This is a genomic window from Ulvibacter antarcticus (genome assembly GCF_003688405.1).
GTDB classification, from domain to species: domain Bacteria; phylum Bacteroidota; class Bacteroidia; order Flavobacteriales; family Flavobacteriaceae; genus Ulvibacter; species Ulvibacter antarcticus.
Genome location: NZ_REFC01000012.1, coordinates 453,407 through 473,660, shown reverse-complemented (window position 1 = coordinate 473,660; position 20,254 = coordinate 453,407). Strand labels below are relative to the sequence as shown.

The window sequence follows — 20,254 nt, the reverse complement described above, 5'->3', positions numbered from 1 at the left end:
TTGAGCTGTAAAGATAGCTTTTAATCCATCGAAAATGCATTAACAAAAGTTTAACAAAACCAACTGAGAATTTTCTACGTACATAACTATATAATAATCAATTATTTAAATTATTAACTAAAACCTTACAATTATGAAAAAATTAAAAATTATTTTCGGAATTGGTTTGCTGATCGCGGCAGGACTAGTTTTCGTAGCTGCAGATCACATCGATGCTCCTGCAGTAACCGGGCAGACAAGTGATATCACAGACTTTTATGCCTTTCAAGGAGAGGACACAGACAATATTGTGTTCATTGCCAACGTGCAAGGGCTCTTAAGTCCATCAGCTACGGCGAATGCAACCTTTGATGAAGATTTAATGATCGAAATAAACATAGACAATACTGGGGATAATGTTGAAGATTTAGTAATTCAAGCCATTCCAAGGGCCGGGAGAATGTTTTTTTATGGACCATCTGCACCAGATCAAACAGGTCTTGAAAGTACACTGATTACTAGTGGAAGCTATAGAGGATTAGTTAGGATAACGCCTTACGGATCTGCTCCAATTATTGAAAATAGACGTGGTCTTAAATATTTTGCAGGACCTCGCGATGATCCTTTCTTTTTCGATTTTGCACAATACAGTCAGATTTTAGCTGGTAATGCTGGTGGTTTCAACGATCCGGGGAGTGATACTTTTGCAGGAACTAATGTAATGTCTATAGTAGTAGAAGTACCTAAAGCGCTAATTGGTGGCTCAGGAACTATTAATACTTGGGTTGAAACAAAAAGAAGACAATAATTAATCAAAACAGATAATATCATGAAAAATTTAAATACAATATTAGGAATTTTAGTAATGACCGCTGTTTTGTTTAGCTGTCAAAAAGAAGATTTTAGTACTTCTACAGAGCAAGATCTAAGCATGGAAGAATTTGAAGGTCGCGCAGTTTTCCACGGAACTTATGTGCAACAAGACCAGATGGGACGTCCTGCAGTGAACACAGTTTTTGTGTCAAGCGGAAGTAAAGATCAGTTTAATGTAACCATACCATCAGATCAAAATTCTTTTCAACCCATGTTTGAAGCTAATTTAACGGCCTTAAGCCCAGCTTTTAATGTCCCAACAGATATGAACGCACTTGGATTAACTGCCGCAGCTTTTACCGGGCTTTTAGCAACCGATGTACTCAATGTATCTTTGGATGGAACGACTACATTCTTTGACGGAGTGAACGTACTTACAGGAAGAACATTAAGTGATGATGTAATCACTGTTGAACTACTACTTATATTTGGAGGAGAAGATTTTACCGAAAATCCAAATCTTTCAGATGATCATGTTGATGCTAATGATACAGCGTTTTCATCGTCATTTCCATACTTGGCAGAAGCCTGGTAGAAAAGTTTAATTATAAGTTTATCAAGGCATATGTTTTAAACGTATGCCTTTTTTTATTCTGAAGGCATGCTTTTGCACTTCATTTTAAGAGACTGGTTTAAATTGAGTTAAGAGCTCAATTAGTCTTTAACTGGTCTATTTTACTTCAGAAAAAACAAAATTTAAGAAAAAATCAACTATTTTCATCTCGAAAAAGATTCAGCATAAGAAGATTTAACACTCGTTTCAAAAGATAAACCCTTCAAAAGCAAAAAAAATATTATGAAAAAAATCATACTCTTGGCGATAAGCCTTGTTTTAACTTCGATTGCATTCGCACAGCCAGTATGGAGAGCACTCGAGTACGCGCCTTCAGGTGAAGGTAGATTCGACGATGTCTTCTTTTTAAATGAAAGTTTAGGTTGGGCGGCAAATGGTCCTTCGGGGAATGTTTATAAAACAACAGATGGAGGTGTATCTTGGGATTTAAAATTTCATACAAATGCTTATTTCAGGAACATTGAATTTATGGATGAAAACACAGGTTTTTTGGGAACATTAGATGGTGTTTTTTATAGATCCTCAGATGGAGGAGAAACTTGGGGCGCGTTGGCGTTGCCAAATAACCCTGATGCAATATGTGGTCTGGATGTAGTTGACGGCTCGATAGTCTATGGTTGTGGTGCCTGGTTTTCTCCAGCTTACATTATTAAATCGTTTGATGGGGGATCCAATTGGGATTTCATTGATATGACTTCTTACTCCAATGCGTTGGTAGAGGTACTTTTTATCGATGAGAACCATGGCTATGCATCAGGTAGTGCTTTTTCTGGTGGTATAATCCTTGAAACTACAGACGGGGGTGATTCATGGACTGAAATTTATAATTCAAATCTTCCGGGCGATTATGTTTGGAAACTTCAATTAATGGAGAATAATACCTATATCTATGGATCAATTCAATCTAACAGTCAGGGTAAGCTAATAAAGTCATTCGATTCTGGAGCAACGTGGGTAGAAAAAGATTTTCCTGATTCATCTGTGCAAGCAATTGGGTTTGTAAGTCCGACAAGAGGATGGATGGGTGGCCACAATAGTGGTTTTTATGAAACCAATGATGGAGGTGATACCTGGACAAATATTAGCTTGGGGTACAATCTAAACCGTTTTCAATTTTTCAACGATCAACTAGCTTATTGTTCTGGTGATACTATTTATAAGTTTGAAGATGAGTTATCTGTTTCTGAATTTGAACAGACTCCTACAAAGGATATAAAGATTGTTATAGCGCCGGTTCCTGTTAAAAACAAACTGAATATTGATATCTACTATGAACATGTTGATAATCTACTTATTCAGTTATATGATATAAATGGTAAACTACTGGAACATTTAAAACGTGATAGAGTAGCCGACGCCGGAATCAAATCTTATTCGTTTGATTTTAACTATCCCACGGGCACTTATGTCGTGGATTTCCAAACGAACGACGGAAGAAGGTCTTATACTGTTGTGAAAGAATAAGACTGATTTTTATTTGAATCTACTAAGAATATTATTTAATAAAAAAGAGCGGATTCCTTTAGGGATCCGCTCTTTTTATATAGAAACTTGTCTTTATTGGTCAATGTTATAGTCGTTTGAACATAAAACACCATATATAGATAATTATCTAAATGCGAAGGACCTTTCTTTTTCAACTTGGTTTCCATAATTGGTCAATGCTTGGTAGGAATAAATTAGAATTTGTTTATTAACGCAATTGTTTTAAAACTATGTCTTTTTTGTTTCATAAAAACTAGTTTTTAGTTGAATTAATTAAGTCGAATTGAAGTGAATTGAGAGCTTCTACGAATTATAATAGTTCTGTTTTGCTTCGGAAGAAATGTAATTTAGAAATATTTGAGTATTTTCGGCCCGCAATTGAATCAGAAAAAAGGCAATCTAAGTGCCTATTTCAGGTGAAAAACCCTTCAGTAGCAAAATAAAAAAAATTATGAGAAAAATTACTCTTTTGGCGTTGAGTCTAATAATAACTACGCTTGCTGTAGCCCAACCAGAATGGAAAGCACTTGAAAATGCACCCTCAGGCGAAGGTAGGTTTGATGACATCTTCTTTTTAAATGAAAACCTTGGATGGGCAGCAAATGGTCCTTCCGCTAATGTTTATAAAACGACCGACGGAGGTTTGTCTTGGGAATTTCAATTTCATGTTAACGGTTCCTACTTCAGAAATATTGAATTTATTGATGAGAATATAGGCTTTTTAGGAACCTTGGATGGACTGTTTTACAAATCAACAGATGGTGGAGACTCTTGGGAACCTGTTCCATTGCCAGGTAATCCAGATGCGATATGTGGAATGGATGCGATTGGTACTTCTGTTATATATGGTTGTGGATCTTGGTTCAGTCCAGCCTATGTGATTAAGTCAACTGACGCTGGCTCCAACTGGGATTTTACTGATATGTCGTCCTTTGCAAGTGCTTTGGTTGAAGTTTTGTTTATCGATGAAAACCATGGTTATGCATCAGGGAGTCATGCTTCTGGAGGAGTTATTTTAGAAACTACAGATGGCGGGGATTCATGGACGGAAATTTATAATTCGGGTATGCCCGGCGATTATGTTTGGAAGTTACAACTTATGGAGAATAATACGTATATCTACGGATCAATTCAATCCAATAGCGTTGGTAAATTGATAAAGTCGTTCGATTCGGGAGCAACTTGGGTTCAAAAAGATGCACCAGAAGCAAGTATTCAAGCTATTGGATTTGTGAGTCCGACACGCGGATGGATGGGTGGACATACGACCGGATTTTACGAAACGAATGATGGCGGTGATACCTGGACTGATATAAGTTTAGGGTATACCTTAAACCGATTCCAATTTTTTAATAATCAGTTGGCATACTGCTCTGGCGAAACTATTTATAAATTTGAAGAAGAATTATCGGTGACTGAATTTGATCCTGTATCGATCGAGGACATAAAAATTGTGATCGCGCCAGTACCATTAAAAAACAAACTGAATATTGATATCTACTATGAACATGTCGATAATTTATTAATTCAATTATACGATATAAACGGGAAGTTGCTGGAACATTTAAAAAGAGATAGAGTGCCAGAAGCCGGAAAAAAATCATATTCATTTGATTTTGAATACCCAGCAGGAACATATGTATTAAATTTTCAGACGAATAACGGGAGAAGGTCTTATACTGTTGTGAAAGAATAAGGGTGATTTTTATTTGAATCTACTAAGAATATTATTTGATAAAAAAAGGGCGGACTCCAATTAGGATTCGCTCTTTTTAGTTTTGAGACAACTGTGATTTTTTATTGACTTTCATCTTCTTGACTAGTTAATTTACACCTTTCAAGCGATTCACGTAAATCGTTTTCAGCAACCATTTATAAACTACAGTCTCCATTAATTATTTGGATATGTGATGGGTTGTAACCATTATCGCTGATTTCATAGTCGTTAGAACACAAACCACCATTGGTAAAGAAGTCCACAAGACCACAAAAATCGGCCAAATTAAAATTATCTATAACAGTTAAGTCCTGTGTTCCTGAAGCATCACATTCTATTAATTCTAAACTGGAAAGGAAATCAAGATTGGTCAAGCTATCATTATTATCTATAAAAATGGCATCTTTTATGGTTGTCAGATTTTGTAATATATTGATTGTTTCTAAATTCGCATTGTTTCGAATATCCAGATTTCCTAGTGTTCCAATGTTGCTCAAGCCATCTAAAGATTGCAAATTTGAATTATTTTGAAAGACTAAATCAAAATTATTTCCAGTAGAAAGAGTATTATTAAAGTTGATTGATGTAAGCGCATCACTACCTGTAATCCATATGGATGCACCAATATAGGAGATATTATTGATTGCACTAATGTTGTTTAGTTCAGTATTATATGAAAACCTTAAACCATTATTTATATTTGATATACTTTGGAGAAAATCCAAATTAGTTAGTTTGGATCTTTCAATTTCAATTTGATTTGTTGTTTCCAAACTTGAAAATGCCGTAATGGTAGATAAATTTTCACAAAGTATAATTTGGAGGAGACCTACATCCGTTAAATTATCGAAACCTTGAATTGATTCTAATTGGGGGTTAAAATGAAAGTATAAACTACCACCAATTCTTTCCAGATTCTCAAATCCGCTTATGTTTATAAAGCCATAAGCTGTAGAATTAATTCCTTCGAGCACAAAGTGACCATTAATCTCCTGAAGATTATTAAAACCTGAAAGATCTGTAAGATTAATATTTTCTTTTAGTATAAAATCACCGGTTAGATTCGTAATATTTCCGAACCCACTTAGACTTGTAATATTCGTGCGATAGATTTCGATATCTGTCAATCCAATAATATTGGATAGCGGGCTAATGTCATGTACTTGATTATTTATGCCATTACTTCCGCCGGTAATTTTAAGCTTGCCTGTTACTTTAGTTAAGGTTTCGAAACAGCTTATATCATCGAAAAGGTGATATCCATGACTATCGATTACTAAGTCTCCATTAATTTCAGTGATCCCGGCTAAATGGGATAAATCTGAAATTCGAGTTGAAGAAAACCCACATTTATCCTCTACTAGCACGTTTCCATTTACAATTTCCAATTGATGATTTTCAAATAAATCCACCGCGTACTGATATTTTAGAATTATGTCTCCGGTATAAGTACCAATTGGAATTAGATTTTTGCCAACCCCAGAAATATCAGAAGAATTACCACTTGGATCTTGTGCTGAAACTTGTGCTACGTATTTATAAAAGTACTCCAAATTATTAAAAGTATAGGAGGTTTCGGTTGTGGTTACTAACGCCTCCAAAGTGTCATAAGGTGTGTTAAGCTCACAATCATATAAAAACTTCAGAAATTCTATTCGGTATGTCACTTCCTCGCCGTTAGGGTCTATACATGGATCCCATGAAACGGTAACACTATTTTCGTTTTGTACGATTGTAAGATTAGAAACCGTAGTGCAAGGTGGGCTTGTGTCATCATTTTGAGTTACTGTAATCGTCACTGTTGCGCTATCGCAGAGAATTGGGTCGTTGTTGTCACAAACATTATACATAAAGGTATCTGTTCCAACAAAATCTGTGTTTGGTGTATACGTTACCATTCCTGTTGTTGGATCGACGACTACACTACCATCTGTAGGATTATTCACAATTGTAACACTTGTAGGATCAATTGTTCCATCGGGATGGGTATCGTTATCGAGTATGTTTATATCTACTGCAACATTTTCCAAAGTAGCGGCAGTATCGTCTACGGCTACAGGAGGATCGTTGGGAACTAATTCAATGGTTATAGTAACTAAGGCCGAATCACATTCCACAGGAGTTCCATTGTCACAAACGGTATATGTAAAAGTGTCGGATCCTGAATAATCTTCGTTAGGGGTGTAAATAGCGTTACCTGATACCGCATCTAAAGTAACCATGCCATTTGAAGGAGGAGTCGTTAAAGAAACTGAAGTTCCATCTATTGCACCATCAGGATCGGTATCATTCGCTAGAATATCGATTGTAACCGGAGTGCTTTCAAAAGTTACGGCAAAGTCGTTTACGGCAACAGGAGCTTCATTTGCTAATATGGCTTCATCATCCTCCTTTTTACATTGTACAAGCAAGATTGAGAGAAGCAATAGAACTAATAAGTGTCGCATTTTAATTTCTTTGGATATACAAGATTAACAAGATATTAAAAATGATTCAACTTTCTTACAATTCATCGCTTTTTTCCTTCTGTCCGGACATCATCAAAAATGCTTTTAAGAACTCATCTATGTATCCGTCTAGTATGGCATCTGTGTTTCCGCTTTCGTGCCCCGTTCGTACATCTTTAACCAATTTATAAGGATGTAAAACGTAGTTGCGGATTTGTGAGCCCCATTCGATCGCCATTTTACTGTTTTCGATTTCGGCACGCTGTGCTTGTTGTTTTCGCAGTTCAATCTCATACAATTGCGATTTAAGCATTTGCATGGCTTTTTCGCGGTTTTCTAGTTGAGATCGGGTTTCTGAGTTGTGAATTACAATTCCGCTGGGCTTATGCGTTAAAATTGCCTTGGTTTCCACCTTATTCACGTTCTGTCCCCCTGCGCCGCTACTACGAGCAAAATCCCAGGAAAGATCTGATGGATTAATATCAATCTCAATCGAATCGTCTGCCAACGGATACACATAAACACTTGCAAAACTAGTGTGTCGTTTTGCATTACTATCGAAAGGGGAGATGCGCACTAAGCGATGCACGCCATTTTCACTTTTTAGCCATCCGAAGGCAAATTCGCCATCAATTTCTATAGTCACGGTTTTTACACCTGCTACATCACCAGCTTGGAAGTTGAGTTCTTTTACGGCGTATCCATTTTTTTCGGCCCACATTAGGTACATACGCATAAGCATCTGTGCCCAATCGCAACTTTCGGTACCTCCTGCGCCGGCAGTAATTTGTAGTACGGCACTCATTGAATCCCCTTCTTCGCTAAGCATATTACGGAATTCGAGGGCTTCGGTGGCTTCCAGAGCTTCGTTGTATCTGGCTTCAACGTTTTCAGCTTTCCCTTCGCCTTCTTTAAAAAATTCGTAAATGATTTCGGCGTCATCAAGAAAAGTCACCGCAGCTTCATAGTCGGTAACCCACTTTTTCTTGTTCCGAAGCATTTTCATAAAAGCTTCTGCCTCTTGAGGGTTATTCCAAAAATTAGGGTCGAAGGTTTTTTCTTCGTCGTTGGTGATTTCTATTTGTTTCCCGGCGACGTCAAAGATACCTCCTTAACGCGTCCTGGCGATCTCTTAGATCCTTTATCTGATCTTGTGTTATCATAGGTTATACCACGTCTTGGAGTGGTTTTTATTAGTTTATTTCAATCTCAATAGGAGAATGAAAAATAATTTTAAAGGGTAAAACTGCTTGTAAAACTAAGATTTAATATGGCATGAGGAACAGTTTGTACTATTAATTTTTTCTCTTTTCTTCGGAAGAAATTGTGACAGCTTCGAGATTAGTATTTTAGGGTTATATGCTTCGGAAGAAACTAGAAATGCGTTTTTTTCCGAAGGAATTCAAATTAATGAAACTACCACTTATAAAATTTGAAAAATAATTATAACATTTGCGAGTGGAAGTTAGATGAAGGATTGTAGTAATGCTTTCCGAAGTGAACAGAAATTTAATTATCAATGTTCAATGAGCAATGTTCAATGAACCAGGTCCTCTCCTTATTTTAAAGGGGAGGTGCCGAAGGCGGAGGGGTTTCTTCTGTAGAAAGTATAAATCTAAATGACAATATAAAAAACAAATATGATCATAGACCTTAGAAGCGATACAGTTACAAAACCAGATGTAAAGATGCTGGATGCTATTATGAAGGCCAAAACCGGAGATGATGTTTATAAGGAAGATCCTACAGTAAACGAGTTAGAATCGAGAGTGGCAACGATGTTTGGAATGGATGAGGCTTTGTTTTTTCCAACGGGAAGCATGGCAAATCAGGCAGCTATAAAATTACATACACAGCCCGGAGAGCAACTTATTTGCGATAAATGGGCTCATGTCTATAATTATGAAGGTGGTGGTGTATCGTTTAATAGCGGAGTATCCTGTAAACTCATTGATGGACATAGAGGCATGATTACTGCCGATCAAGTGGTGGCGTCCATAAATCCGCCGGATTTTTATCATAGTCCGCTAACCTCTCTTGTTTGTTTAGAAAACACTACCAATAAAGGTGGGGGAGCCTGTTATGATATAGAAGAGATTAAAAAGATACAAAAAGTCAGTAAGGAGCATGGTTTAGGAATGCATTTGGACGGTGCGCGATTAATGAATGCTTTGGTAGCAAAGAATGAAGATCCAAAGATGTACGGAAATTTATTCGATACAATTTCCATCTGTTTTAGCAAAGGTCTGGGAACGCCGCTTGGCACTGTCCTGGTTGGTAATAAAGAATTGATGCAAAATGCAATTCGGGTGCGAAAAGTATTAGGTGGCGGGATGAGACAGATAGGTTATATGGCGGCAGCGGCCTTATTTGCTCTGGATAATAATGTCGTGCGATTAGCAGAAGATCACCAAAGAGCTTCAGAAATTGCAGGAACACTAAAGAAATGCAGTTATGTAAAGGCGGTAGAGCCTACAGATACTAATATTGTGATATTCTATTTGAAGGAAGAGCTTTCAGAAGAAAAATTTATGGAAGATCTTTTACATGATGGAATTCGGATAAGTAATATGGGGGAGGGGAAACTACGTATCGTCACACATTTGGATTATACGGAGAAGATGCATGAAAAACTGCTAGAAGTTTTAAAATCATATCAAAAATAAAAACCTCCAGGCCTGGAGGTTTTTATTGGTAAGTAAACAATTGAGTATTACTCAACTTCTTTTATTTCGGCAGACGGTGCATTTTTGCGTACAGATTCGATTCCAGTTTTAACACCGGCTTCGGCAGCGTACATTTGACTGGACCCTATAATTTGTCCGTTAGTTGATTTCAGGTTAAAATGAAACTTACCATTTTTTGCTTCCTTTTTTTCGAAGCATTTATCATCACCACAGTTTTTTTGTACTGAAGCGATTCCATTTTTTGCTGCTGCTTTGGTATTGTACATTTCGCTGGATAGTATTACCTGACCATTACCCGATTTTAGCACAAAATGAAATTGATCCCCTTTTTTCTTTAATTCAAACATAGTATAGTTTTAAGAGTTAGACTTGATATAATTGATATAAATATCGTAAAATTATCCCGTTTTGGGATAGTTTCAAAAGTGAATTATTTGTGAAAATTGAAACAACGAATAATTAATGCATTTGAACCTATTAAAGGCGCAACTAGTCGAAAAGCCTACAGTTTCAAGCAAATAAGTTCTTAATTTTCGGTAAATTAAGGTCTAGTAGCATTAATATTGCTAAAATATTTGATAACCATAAAACCTCTACAAACATGAAAAAAATTATTTTATTAGGTCTTTCAGTCTTAGTTGCTTCTGTAACCTTTGGACAAGATCTACCAACAAACCCTGAACCCGGTAAATGTTATGTGCGTTGTGTTACTCCAGATATCTGGGTAAACCAAGATGTTACTATTCAAGTTACACCAGCATATAAGAAGTTAAGTGTCGTTCCTGCTCAATACGCTAAAGAGACTATAACAGTTGAGTCTAAAGCAACAGGTTCTGACCTTGAAATTATTCCAGCACAATACGGTTCTGAATCTTTCAGCATTGTAACTCAAGATGCCGGACAACGATTAACCAAGGTTCCTTCTCAGGTAACCTCAGATACGGAAACAGTTGTTATAGAAGATGCTAGTTATAGCTTAAGAGTTATTCCTGCACAATATGAGAACAGAAATTTTGAAGTAGTTGTACAACCAGCTTATCAAAAAGTTGAAATCATCCCTGCACAATACGAAACAAGAGATGTTACAATAACTGTGAAAGAAGCGTCTCAACGTTTGGAAGTAATTCCTGCGGAATACGGTTCTGAAACTTTAACGTACAAGAAAAGAGAATTTGGTTCTTCTATTAGAACTACTGCGGCAAGCTTTACTTCAGATTCTGAAACAATCGAAGTTAAACCAGCTACTGCTCGTTGGGAGATGAGTGATACTCCTGCAGCCGAATGTGCTTCAAGTGACCCTAACGACTGTAGATACTGGTGTTACAAAGGTGTTCCTGCAGAATATACTACTGTAAGCGTACAACGTTTATCTTCTGATGCGTCTTTCGTAAGAGTTTCAGATTGTGAAGAAAATGGTGGAAGCGGAAGCGACTGTGGAATGAGTACTTACACTAAAACAACTTTAGTGCGTCCTGCAACTACAAGAGTTATTGATATTCCTTCTGTAACTAAAACGGTAAAAACTACTGTAATGGTGACACCACCTACAACAAGAGTTGTTGAAGTTCCAGAAGTTAGAAAGACGATTACTAAGAAAGTTATGGTGACACCACCTACAACTGAAAGAATTGAAATCGCTGCTAGAACTCAATCTGTTAAGAAAACGATTATTTCTAACGAATCTTCTAGAGTTGAAGATATTCCTGCAGTTTCAAAAACTTTTACAAAAACTGTTATGTCTACACCTCCAACTACAAGATCGGTTGAATTACGTGGAGCTACAAGAAATCTTGAAGTTACTAAGTTAGTTTCTGATGCTAGAATTGAAGAAGCAACAGTTCCTGCAACAACAAGAACAGTCTCTAAAGAAGTACTTCAAACAAAAGGTGGATTAACTACTTGGAAAGAAGTAGAATGTGCTCTTGTTGAGTATCAAGCTCTTCCAATTAACTGGAATCTTGGAAGTGCAAGTTTAACTCCTGAAGCTAAAAGAATTATCGATACTCGTTTAATGCCAGTATTACAAGCTAATCCTGGAGTTAAGTTAGAAATCGCTTCTCATACAGATGCTAGAGGAAGTAATACTTCTAACCAGGATCTTTCTGAAAGAAGAGCTTCTGCCGTTGCTGCTTACTTGGCTGCAAAAGGTATTAACAACAGTTTGTTAGTCGCTAATGGATTTGGTGAAAATAGATTAAAGAACAGATGTAAAGACGGAGTTTCTTGTACAGAGCGTGAGCATGCTACAAACCGTAGAACTGAGTTCAGATTAATTAACAATAACTAATTTTTATTAGGATTGTAATAAATTAATCATCAACACGTTTTAAAAGAATTCCCATTTACTTGGGAATTCTTTTTTTTTTATCACCTTTGGCATAAATTGTGCTTAAACCTTTGAAAACAACCCACGCCATGAAGCATCTTTTAATTATTTCTTTGTTGTTCCTTACAACTATTACCTTCGGACAAGAATCTGAGTCGAATTTGAAATGGTTGACTAACCTTGAAGAAGCTGAAGGATTATCTAAAGCTACAAGCAAACCAATTTTGATGTACTTTACAGGTAGTGACTGGTGTGCACCGTGCATTGCATTGAAAAAAGATTTTTTTGAAGCTGAAGCGTTTGCTGCTAAAGCAGATGATTTTGTTTTGGTGATGATCGATTATCCAAGAAGAATGGATGTAATCTCTGAAGAGCAACTTGCATATAATAAGAAGATAGTTGCTAAATACAATACCAATAAATCTTTCCCAAAAGTACTGGTGTTAAATTCTAAAGGAAAAGAACTGGGGAAATTATCGGGTTATAGTTCTTATAATACGTATCAAGATACCAGTTATCATTTGGCATTTGTTGAAAAGTATGCAGGATCGAATTAATTTTATTTAAAGAGGTCCATTCCGGGTATATTTGGCATACCATCCTTTGCTACAGCCGCAATTTCTGTTTCGTTAATTTCTGTGGCTTTCTCAATCGCTTTGTTTAAGGTAAGAATTAAGTAATCTTCCAATTGCTCTTTATCTTCCAATAAAGCATCATCGATTTTTAATGATTTAATGGATCGATTGGCAGTTATCGTGACCTTGAGCAGTCCGTCAGTACTTTGCTCGTCTATTAAAACCGTATCTAATCTTTTTTTGGTTGCTTCAACCTTTTCCTGGGTTTCTTTTAGTTTACCCATCATTCCCATTAAATCTCCAAACATTTGCTTTAATTTTTTATTCTTTACAAAATTACTACTTTGCCGCCTATATTTTCAATTATAAGCGTATGAAAAATTTTGTAATTATTTCCCTTGCTTCACTTACTTTTGCCGTTTCATGTAACATTAAAGAGTCTTCAAAAAAAGATATGAATATAATACCACCCAAAGCCAATAAAATCTCAAAACATCTCGAAATACATGGAGATGTGCGCGAGGATAACTACTATTGGTTAAACGATCGTGAAAACGAAGAAGTGATTGATTATTTGGAGCGTGAGAATAACTATTACGATCAAATGTCTGCCCATACCAAAGAGTTTCAGACAGATCTCTTTGATGAAATGAAAGGGAGAATTAAAGAGGATGACGAAAGTGTTCCTTATAAATTAAATGGCTATTACTATATCACTCGCTATGAAAAGGGTAAAGATTATCCTATTCATACCCGTAAAAAAGGCACTTTGGATGCTTCCGAAGAAATCCTATTTGACGTCAACGAAATGGCAGAAGGTCATTCGTATTACAACCTTAGAGGACTCAACGTAAGCGAGGATAATAAACTTGTTTCATTTGGAGTAGACACATTAAGTAGAAGGAATTATACCATTTATATAAAAAACGTTGAAACCGGAGAGATTCTGGAAGAGTCAATCCCTTTAACAACTGGTAGCGCCACTTGGGCAAATGATAATAAAACTCTATTTTACACTCGTAAGGATGAACAAACCTTGCGTTCCAACCAAATTTTTAGACATACGCTAGGCACCGACCAGAAAGACGATACGCTTATTTTTTCTGAAGATGACGAAACCTTTGGTACCTATGTGTACAAATCTAAATCTAAAAAATATCTGATTATTGGTTGTTATAGCACACTTACTTCTGAATTTAGAATATTAAATGCCGATACACCTTATAATGATTTTAAAGTGTTTCAGCCACGTGTTAGGGGATTGGAATACAGCATATCACATTATGGGGATAGTTTTTATGTGCTTACCAATAAGGATAAAGCAACTAATTTTAAGTTGATGAAAACCCCTGCGAATAATACAGGGAAGAAGGCATGGGTCGATATGATTCCACATCGCGATGATGTTTTATTGGAGGATATAGATATTTTCAAGGACTATCTGGTAGTAAGTGAGCGCGCCAATGGCTTGAATGAGATACATATCATTCGTTGGGATGGAAAAGATGACTACTATTTGCCATTCGATAATGAGACTTATACGGCCGGTACAGGAGGGAATGCAGAATTTGATACTGAAATCCTTCGTTATGGTTACAATTCACTAACAACACCGAGTTCTACTATCGATTTTAACATGGATACCCGTGATAAAGAGATAAAAAAAGAAACAGAAGTACTTGGAGGAAAGTTCGATAAAAACAATTATGAATCTAAACGGGTTTGGGCCACAGCCGATGATGGAACAAAGATTCCAGTCTCTATGGTGTATCGCAAAGGCATTGCACAGGATGGGAAAAGTCCTTTGCTTTTATATGCCTATGGTTCTTATGGTTCAACTATTGACCCTTATTTTTCATCTGTGCGTTTAAGTCTTTTGGATCGAGGGTTTATTTTTGCAATAGCTCACGTTAGAGGTGGAGAATATTTGGGAAGGAAATGGTATGAGGATGGTAAATTACTTAAAAAGAAAAACACTTTCACAGATTTTGTAGATGTATCAAAATTCCTGATACAGGAGAAATATACATCGAAAGACCATTTATATGCCTCAGGAGGTTCTGCCGGAGGATTATTAATAGGAGCCGTAGTTAATATAGCTCCAGAATTGTATAACGGAGTTATTGCATCGGTTCCCTTTGTGGATGTAGTGACAACTATGTTAGACGACAGTATCCCCCTTACTACCGGTGAGTATGACGAATGGGGTAACCCGAATGATAAAGTTTATTACGATTATATGAAAACGTATTCACCCTACGATAACGTTGAGAAGAAAGCGTATCCGAATATGTTGGTGACAACCGGTTTACATGACAGTCAGGTGCAATATTGGGAACCTGCCAAATGGGTCGCTAAATTAAGAGAATTGAAGCAAGGAAATTCAGTATTATTGTTACAAATAAACATGGATGCTGGTCATGGAGGGGCTTCGGGGAGATTTGAAGCATTAAAAGAAGTAGCCATGGATTATGCTTTTTTATTGGATTTGGAAGGAATTAAGGAGTAATTAAAATATTTACGTACCTTTGTCCAGTTTTAAATTTGAGTTTATATCTTAAAATTTGTAACAAAATTCCCTGTATGAGAGAAGAGATTCAAGCCCACAACAGTATATTAGAGCTTATTGGAAATACTCCGTTAATTAGACTTTCTAATATTACTGCTAAAATGAAGGGTAATTATTTTGCTAAAGTTGAAGCATTTAATCCCGGGCATTCTACAAAAGACCGAATTGCACTTTATATTATTGAACAAGCCGAGAAGAAAGGTATTTTAAAGCCTGGCGATACCATTATTGAAACAACTAGTGGTAACACTGGTTTTAGTATTGCTATGGTGAGTATCATAAAAGGTTATAATTGTATTCTTGCAGTTAGTTCAAAGTCATCTAATGACAAGATCAGCATGCTTAAAACCATGGGAGCAAAGGTATATGTGTGTCCTGCACATGTTAGTGCCGATGATCCACGTTCTTACTACCAAGTGGCAAAACGTCTTCATGAAGAAACAAAAGGTTCTGTTTATATAAATCAGTATTTTAATGAGCTCAACATAGATGCACATTATGAGACAACTGGTCCAGAAATATGGAATCAGACGAACGGTAAGATTACACACTTAGTGGCCTGTAGTGGTACAGGAGGTACAATTTCCGGAACAGCGAGATTTTTAAAAGAACAAAATCCGGATATTAAAGTGATTGGTATTGATGCCTTTGGGTCTGTTTTACAGAAATACCATCAAACAGGCGAATTTGATGCCAACGAAATTTACCCTTATAGAATCGAAGGTTTAGGAAAGAACTTAATTCCCACCGCGACAGATTTTAATTGCATTGATGAGTTTATAAAAGTGACAGACGAAAGTAGTGCACATACTGCCAGAGAGCTTGCCGGTAAAGAAGGCTTATTTGTTGGTTATACAAGTGGTGCTGCGATGCAAGGGTTAAAACAATTAGATGAAGTAAATACGTTTTCTTCGGAAAGTAATATTGTAGTTATTTTTCCAGATCACGGTTCACGATATATGAGTAAAATATACAACGACGAATGGATGAGTCAACAAGGATTCTTTGACGCGAAGACGGAAGATCTCGTTGCAATAGAATATATAAAGTAAAAAGTTATACCTCTAAAAAGCCGTTACTAACAATAACGGCTTTTTTTATGTTCGTTTCTTCCTGAAAAAGTATATTGTTATCCTGATTAATTTAACTAATTTTGTCGTCTATTCTGAAAAGTAGCAGTTTAATGAGAGATTTATTTGATAAAATTTACAAAGATAAAGGACCACTAGGGAAATGGGCTGAACAAGCGGAAGGGTATTTTGTGTTTCCGAAGCTAGAAGGACCAATTTCAAACCGGATGGGTTTTAAAGGTAAAAAGGTAATAACCTGGAGCATCAATGATTATTTGGGACTCGCAAACCATCCTGAGGTAAGGAAGGTTGATGCAGAAGCAGCTGCCGAATATGGTTCTGCCTATCCTATGGGTGCTCGAATGATGAGCGGACATACAGATCTTCACGAACAACTTCAAAACGAGCTTGCGGCATTTGTTAATAAAGAAGCGGCTTATCTTTTAAATTTTGGATATCAAGGAATGGTTTCTACCATAGATGCTTTGGTTTCTAAAGACGATGTAATTGTTTACGATGTAGATGCTCATGCTTGTATCATTGATGGTGTTCGCCTTCATTTAGGACAGCGTTTTACGTACAAACATAACGATATGGAAAGTATCGAAAAGAATCTGATACGCGCTACTAAAATGGCCGAGAAGACTGGTGGTGGTATTCTTTTGATTTCTGAAGGAGTTTTTGGTATGAGAGGTGAGCAAGGAAGGCTGAAAGAAATCGTTGCGCTTAAGAAAAAGTATAACTTCCGATTTTTTGTTGATGATGCCCACGGTTTTGGAACTCTTGGTAAAACAGGAGCCGGAGCAGGTGAGGAGCAAGGAGTTCAGGATGAGATTGACGTGTATTTCGCTACTTTCGCTAAATCTATGGCAAGTACCGGTGCATTTATTGCAGGTGACGAAGAGATAATGAACTATCTGAAATACAATCTACGTTCTCAGATGTTTGCTAAATCCCTTCAAATGCAATTAGTTGTTGGAGCATTAAAACGTCTTGATATGCTTCGAACCATGCCACAATTAAAGGAAAAACTTTGGGAGAACGTAAATGCATTGCAAAATGGATTGAAAGAAAGTGGTTTCGATATAGGAACGACTCAAAGTTGTGTTACTCCTGTTTATCTTAAAGGTAGTATCCCGGAAGCTATGGCCTTAGTAAAAGACCTGAGAGAAAACCATGGTGTTTTCTGTTCAATTGTAGTATATCCGGTTATTCCGAAGGGTTTAATTTTACTAAGAATGATTCCAACGGCGACACATACGCTGGATGATATAAATGAGACATTAACAGCCTTTTCATCAATAAGAGAACGACTGGAAAATGGAACTTATAAACGTTTATCAGCGGCTGTTTCGGCAGCAATGGGAGAATAATTTCTACTGAACAACTTTATATAAAAAAAACATCCGCCATATGCGGATGTTTTTTTGTTATAGGTCCTTTTTGAAGGTACTTCGCTCTTTATGTTGTATTGGGTTGTAATCTTTCCATAAAAGCTGAACGGCAGTGTTTTCGATCAATTCAGGATTGGTTTCTACGGTTTCAATCCCTTTGGCATTAAATAGGATTTGCATCTCTTCAAAAATAATAGCGGTTACTCCTTTGCCTTGATATTCAGGATCTATTCCAATTAAATAGAAGGCTGCCTTTTCATTCTTTTTTTGTGCTTTCAGAATATGGAACCATCCAAAAGGGAAAAGTCTTCCATTCGCTTTTTTAAGCGCTTCGGAAAAAGAAGGCATAACAATAGAGAACGCGATTAATTTGTTGTCACTATCTTCAATACAAGTGATATAATCCGGGTGAATGAAATTGAAATACTTTTCTTTATAGTAATCGATTTGATATTGCTGAATCGGAACAAAGGTTTGTAGTGTATTGTAAGTATTGTTCAACAATCCAAACATATCATCTACATAAGGTAAGATTTCTTTTTTATGCTTAAATCGAATTACATGTAATTTATATCGTTCTCGAATGATTCTAGAAAATTTCTTTACTTTTTCAAAAGCTTCCTTCGGAATTGTGAGCTGGTATTCTACCCAAGTCGCTTGCTTTTGAAAATCTAATTTCTTAAAATGTTCTGCGTAGTATGGATAATGATACCAAGTGATCATGGTATTTAATTCATTAAACCCTTTGGTTAAAATTCCTGCTTTTTCCATATTAGAAAAACCAACCGGGCCTTCTGCATACTCTAATTTATGTTCTCGTCCTTTTTCATACACCTTTTCCAATAAGGCTTTGGTCACTTCGATATCGTCGATCATATCCAACCAACCAAACCTTATTTTCTTTTTGCCAATTTCATTAACCTCTAAATGATTAATGATAACGGCTATTCTTCCAACTATTTTATTGTCCTTATAGGCTAAATAATAAGTAGCATCGGCATTTTTAAAAACAGGATTCTTTTCCGGATCAAGGGTTTCTATTTCATCCTTAATCAACGGCGGAACCCAATATTTACAATTTTTGTACAGTCCGAATGGAAATGTTACAAATTGTTTTAATTCCTTTTTGGTTATTTCTTGTACTTTAATCATTTAGCATTACAACTTTTGTCCTCCATCTCCATCATCTTCCAAACCATCTTTTCGTTTACTTTTCTTATCTTTTTTATTCTCTTTCTTCGCTTTTTCCTCTTTTTTCTTCGTTCTGCCTGCTTTTCCTTTCTCTTCAATAAATTCATCTCTATTGTGCATATCGAATCTGTAGGCGACACCAACTCTTCCATAGAGACGGGATGGAGTGTCTTTAAAATTTAAGAGCACAGATGCATCAACATGAAAGTTTTTATTAATTAAACAAGCAGCTCCTCCTCGAAACAATTGATCTGCGTAAAAATCGCTTTTTATTCCCTGATTTTCTACAAAAACAGAGAACCAATCGGTAAGTGTATGTGTCAACGTAATAATATAACCGTAAGAAGGGTTATCGGTTGTGACTCTGTCTGCAATAATGTTTGTAACAAAAACAAAACCGCCTACAAAGTTATTTTGAGTCGATAGCACCAGCTTCGGACTTATACTACTTTCCGGTTCCGGGGTGAACGGATTGTCGGCAAAATCGAAGTTAGCGCCTGCATAGAATGAAATAGCAGGAACTAGATCAGCCCACTGCATCCGGTTATTGGCTTTCCAACTATATAAATTCGGTCCAGCCAAATCCCTTTTACGATACGGATCGAAAAATAAATATTTGGCACCAATTGTATTGCTTTGAAAGTTAGCATAGCTATTTTCACGAGAATTAGCGGTGCGATTATCGGTAACGTTATTCGATTGAAACTCGCCAATAATACTGACTTCCAGTTCTTCACGCCAAAAACCGTAGCGTAAGGCATAGTCTGCACCCAAGCCAGTGGTCTCAGTATTTAGCAATCGATGCTCCTCTTTTCCGTAGAAAAAACCAGTTTCAAACTGTAATACATTCGTTCCAACGGAGAATGCACCTTGTGAAACACCAGGCCTATTGTTGTTGATCGTCTCAGTATATTGAGCCGTGGCGGGTAGGTATGTAAAAATGAATATTAGTAAAAGACAATTAAGGCTAGTCTTCATAGATTTTAGGTTTAGTTCAAAGATATAAGATTTTATCATTTATTTAATAGTTGATTTTCGTCTTTTTATACTTCAATCATTACTTTTGAATGGAGAAAATATTTTATTCAATGGCCTTTCTTAAAACGATATTAATAATACTTCTGGTATATTACGGAGTCAAGTTCCTTGTGAAGCTGCTTTCCCCTTATTTTATGCGTTACATCGCTCGTAAAGCCAACGAAAAATTTGGTAAGGTATTTGGTACAAATCCAAATATGTCGACAAATAAAGAAAAGGAGGGAAGTGTAAGTATCGATAAAATGCCCGGATCAAATTCGAAAACTACTAATCCCGTAGGAGAATATGTAGATTATGAGGAAGTTGAATAATTAGTTTATTTCCTTAAG

General features: G+C 36.4%; 14 protein-coding genes and 2 pseudogenes. 10 read left to right on the top strand and 6 right to left on the bottom strand.

What is annotated here, in order from left to right; translation table 11 throughout:
• Positions 1 to 133 precede the first annotated feature (133 nt).
• From BXY75_RS17390 to BXY75_RS06905, 3 genes and pseudogenes are all read left to right on the top strand, one after another.
• Positions 134 to 1,387: pseudogene (locus BXY75_RS17390) on the top strand (DUF4331 family protein).
• Positions 1,388 to 1,648: 261 nt separating this feature from the next.
• Positions 1,649 to 2,890, top strand: a complete 1,242-nt coding sequence (locus BXY75_RS06910) for a T9SS type A sorting domain-containing protein (RefSeq protein WP_121906985.1) — start codon at positions 1,649 to 1,651, stop codon at positions 2,888 to 2,890.
• A gap of 472 nt (positions 2,891 to 3,362) precedes the next feature.
• The gene (locus BXY75_RS06905; RefSeq protein WP_147437246.1) at positions 3,363 to 4,607 is read left to right on the top strand and encodes a YCF48-related protein; all 1,245 of its coding nucleotides are present in this window, start codon (positions 3,363 to 3,365) and stop codon (positions 4,605 to 4,607) included.
• A gap of 176 nt (positions 4,608 to 4,783) precedes the next feature.
• Here the strand turns inward: BXY75_RS06905 and BXY75_RS06900 are convergent, their stop codons facing one another.
• Both BXY75_RS06900 and prfB read right to left on the bottom strand, forming a co-directional pair.
• A complete protein-coding gene (locus BXY75_RS06900) occupies positions 4,784 to 7,075 on the bottom strand; it encodes an Ig-like domain-containing protein (RefSeq protein ID WP_121906983.1) in 2,292 nt (763 codons plus the stop codon).
• Between the two features lie 55 nt (positions 7,076 to 7,130).
• Positions 7,131 to 8,238 (bottom strand): peptide chain release factor 2 gene (gene prfB / locus BXY75_RS06895; protein ID WP_121906982.1). Its coding sequence is split into 2 segments (ribosomal slippage): positions 7,131 to 8,174 and positions 8,176 to 8,238, totalling 1,107 coding nucleotides; the frame shifts between segments, so codons are not numbered across the junction.
• 477 nt (positions 8,239 to 8,715) lie between these two features.
• Between prfB and BXY75_RS06890 the strand changes: the two genes are divergently transcribed.
• A complete protein-coding gene (locus BXY75_RS06890; RefSeq protein WP_121906981.1) occupies positions 8,716 to 9,741 on the top strand; it encodes a threonine aldolase family protein in 1,026 nt (341 codons plus the stop codon).
• 47 nt (positions 9,742 to 9,788) lie between these two features.
• Here the strand turns inward: BXY75_RS06890 and BXY75_RS06885 are convergent, their stop codons facing one another.
• Complete coding sequence (locus BXY75_RS06885) at positions 9,789 to 10,109, bottom strand: YegP family protein (protein ID WP_121906980.1); 321 nt, start codon at positions 10,107 to 10,109, stop codon at positions 9,789 to 9,791.
• A gap of 1,451 nt (positions 10,110 to 11,560) precedes the next feature.
• Between BXY75_RS06885 and BXY75_RS17275 the strand changes: the two are divergent.
• Positions 11,561 to 12,049 (top strand): annotated as a pseudogene (locus BXY75_RS17275) (OmpA family protein); the annotation flags it as partial.
• A 128-nt stretch (positions 12,050 to 12,177) separates the two neighbouring features.
• Positions 12,178 to 12,645 (top strand): thioredoxin family protein, encoded by a 468-nt coding sequence (locus tag BXY75_RS06875; protein WP_121906978.1) that lies wholly within the window; start codon positions 12,178 to 12,180, stop codon positions 12,643 to 12,645.
• Positions 12,646 to 12,647: 2 nt separating this feature from the next.
• On the opposite strand, the gene BXY75_RS06870 is transcribed toward BXY75_RS06875, so the two are convergent.
• A complete protein-coding gene (locus tag BXY75_RS06870) occupies positions 12,648 to 12,971 on the bottom strand; it encodes a YbaB/EbfC family nucleoid-associated protein (protein ID WP_121906977.1) in 324 nt (107 codons plus the stop codon).
• Positions 12,972 to 13,036: 65 nt separating this feature from the next.
• On the opposite strand from BXY75_RS06870, the gene BXY75_RS06865 reads away from it, so the two are divergent.
• From BXY75_RS06865 to BXY75_RS06855, 3 genes are all read left to right on the top strand, one after another.
• Entirely contained in the window at positions 13,037 to 15,172 is a 2,136-nt protein-coding gene (locus tag BXY75_RS06865) for a S9 family peptidase (RefSeq protein WP_121906976.1), read from the top strand.
• 74 nt (positions 15,173 to 15,246) lie between these two features.
• The gene (locus BXY75_RS06860) at positions 15,247 to 16,284 is read left to right on the top strand and encodes a PLP-dependent cysteine synthase family protein (RefSeq protein ID WP_121906975.1); all 1,038 of its coding nucleotides are present in this window, start codon (positions 15,247 to 15,249) and stop codon (positions 16,282 to 16,284) included.
• A gap of 131 nt (positions 16,285 to 16,415) precedes the next feature.
• A complete protein-coding gene (locus BXY75_RS06855) occupies positions 16,416 to 17,675 on the top strand; it encodes an aminotransferase class I/II-fold pyridoxal phosphate-dependent enzyme (protein WP_121906974.1) in 1,260 nt (419 codons plus the stop codon).
• 57 nt (positions 17,676 to 17,732) lie between these two features.
• On the opposite strand, the gene BXY75_RS06850 is transcribed toward BXY75_RS06855, so the two are convergent.
• Positions 17,733 to 18,848, bottom strand: a complete 1,116-nt coding sequence (locus BXY75_RS06850; RefSeq protein WP_121906973.1) for a GTP cyclohydrolase — start codon at positions 18,846 to 18,848, stop codon at positions 17,733 to 17,735.
• Positions 18,849 to 18,854: 6 nt separating this feature from the next.
• The gene (locus BXY75_RS06845) at positions 18,855 to 19,865 is read right to left on the bottom strand and encodes a transporter (RefSeq protein WP_121906972.1); all 1,011 of its coding nucleotides are present in this window, start codon (positions 19,863 to 19,865) and stop codon (positions 18,855 to 18,857) included.
• Positions 19,866 to 19,954: 89 nt separating this feature from the next.
• Between BXY75_RS06845 and BXY75_RS06840 the strand changes: the two genes are divergently transcribed.
• On the top strand, positions 19,955 to 20,236 hold the full coding sequence (locus BXY75_RS06840; protein ID WP_245962935.1) for a DUF4834 family protein: 282 nt from the start codon (positions 19,955 to 19,957) through the stop codon (positions 20,234 to 20,236).
• The last annotated feature ends 18 nt before the right edge of the window (positions 20,237 to 20,254 follow it).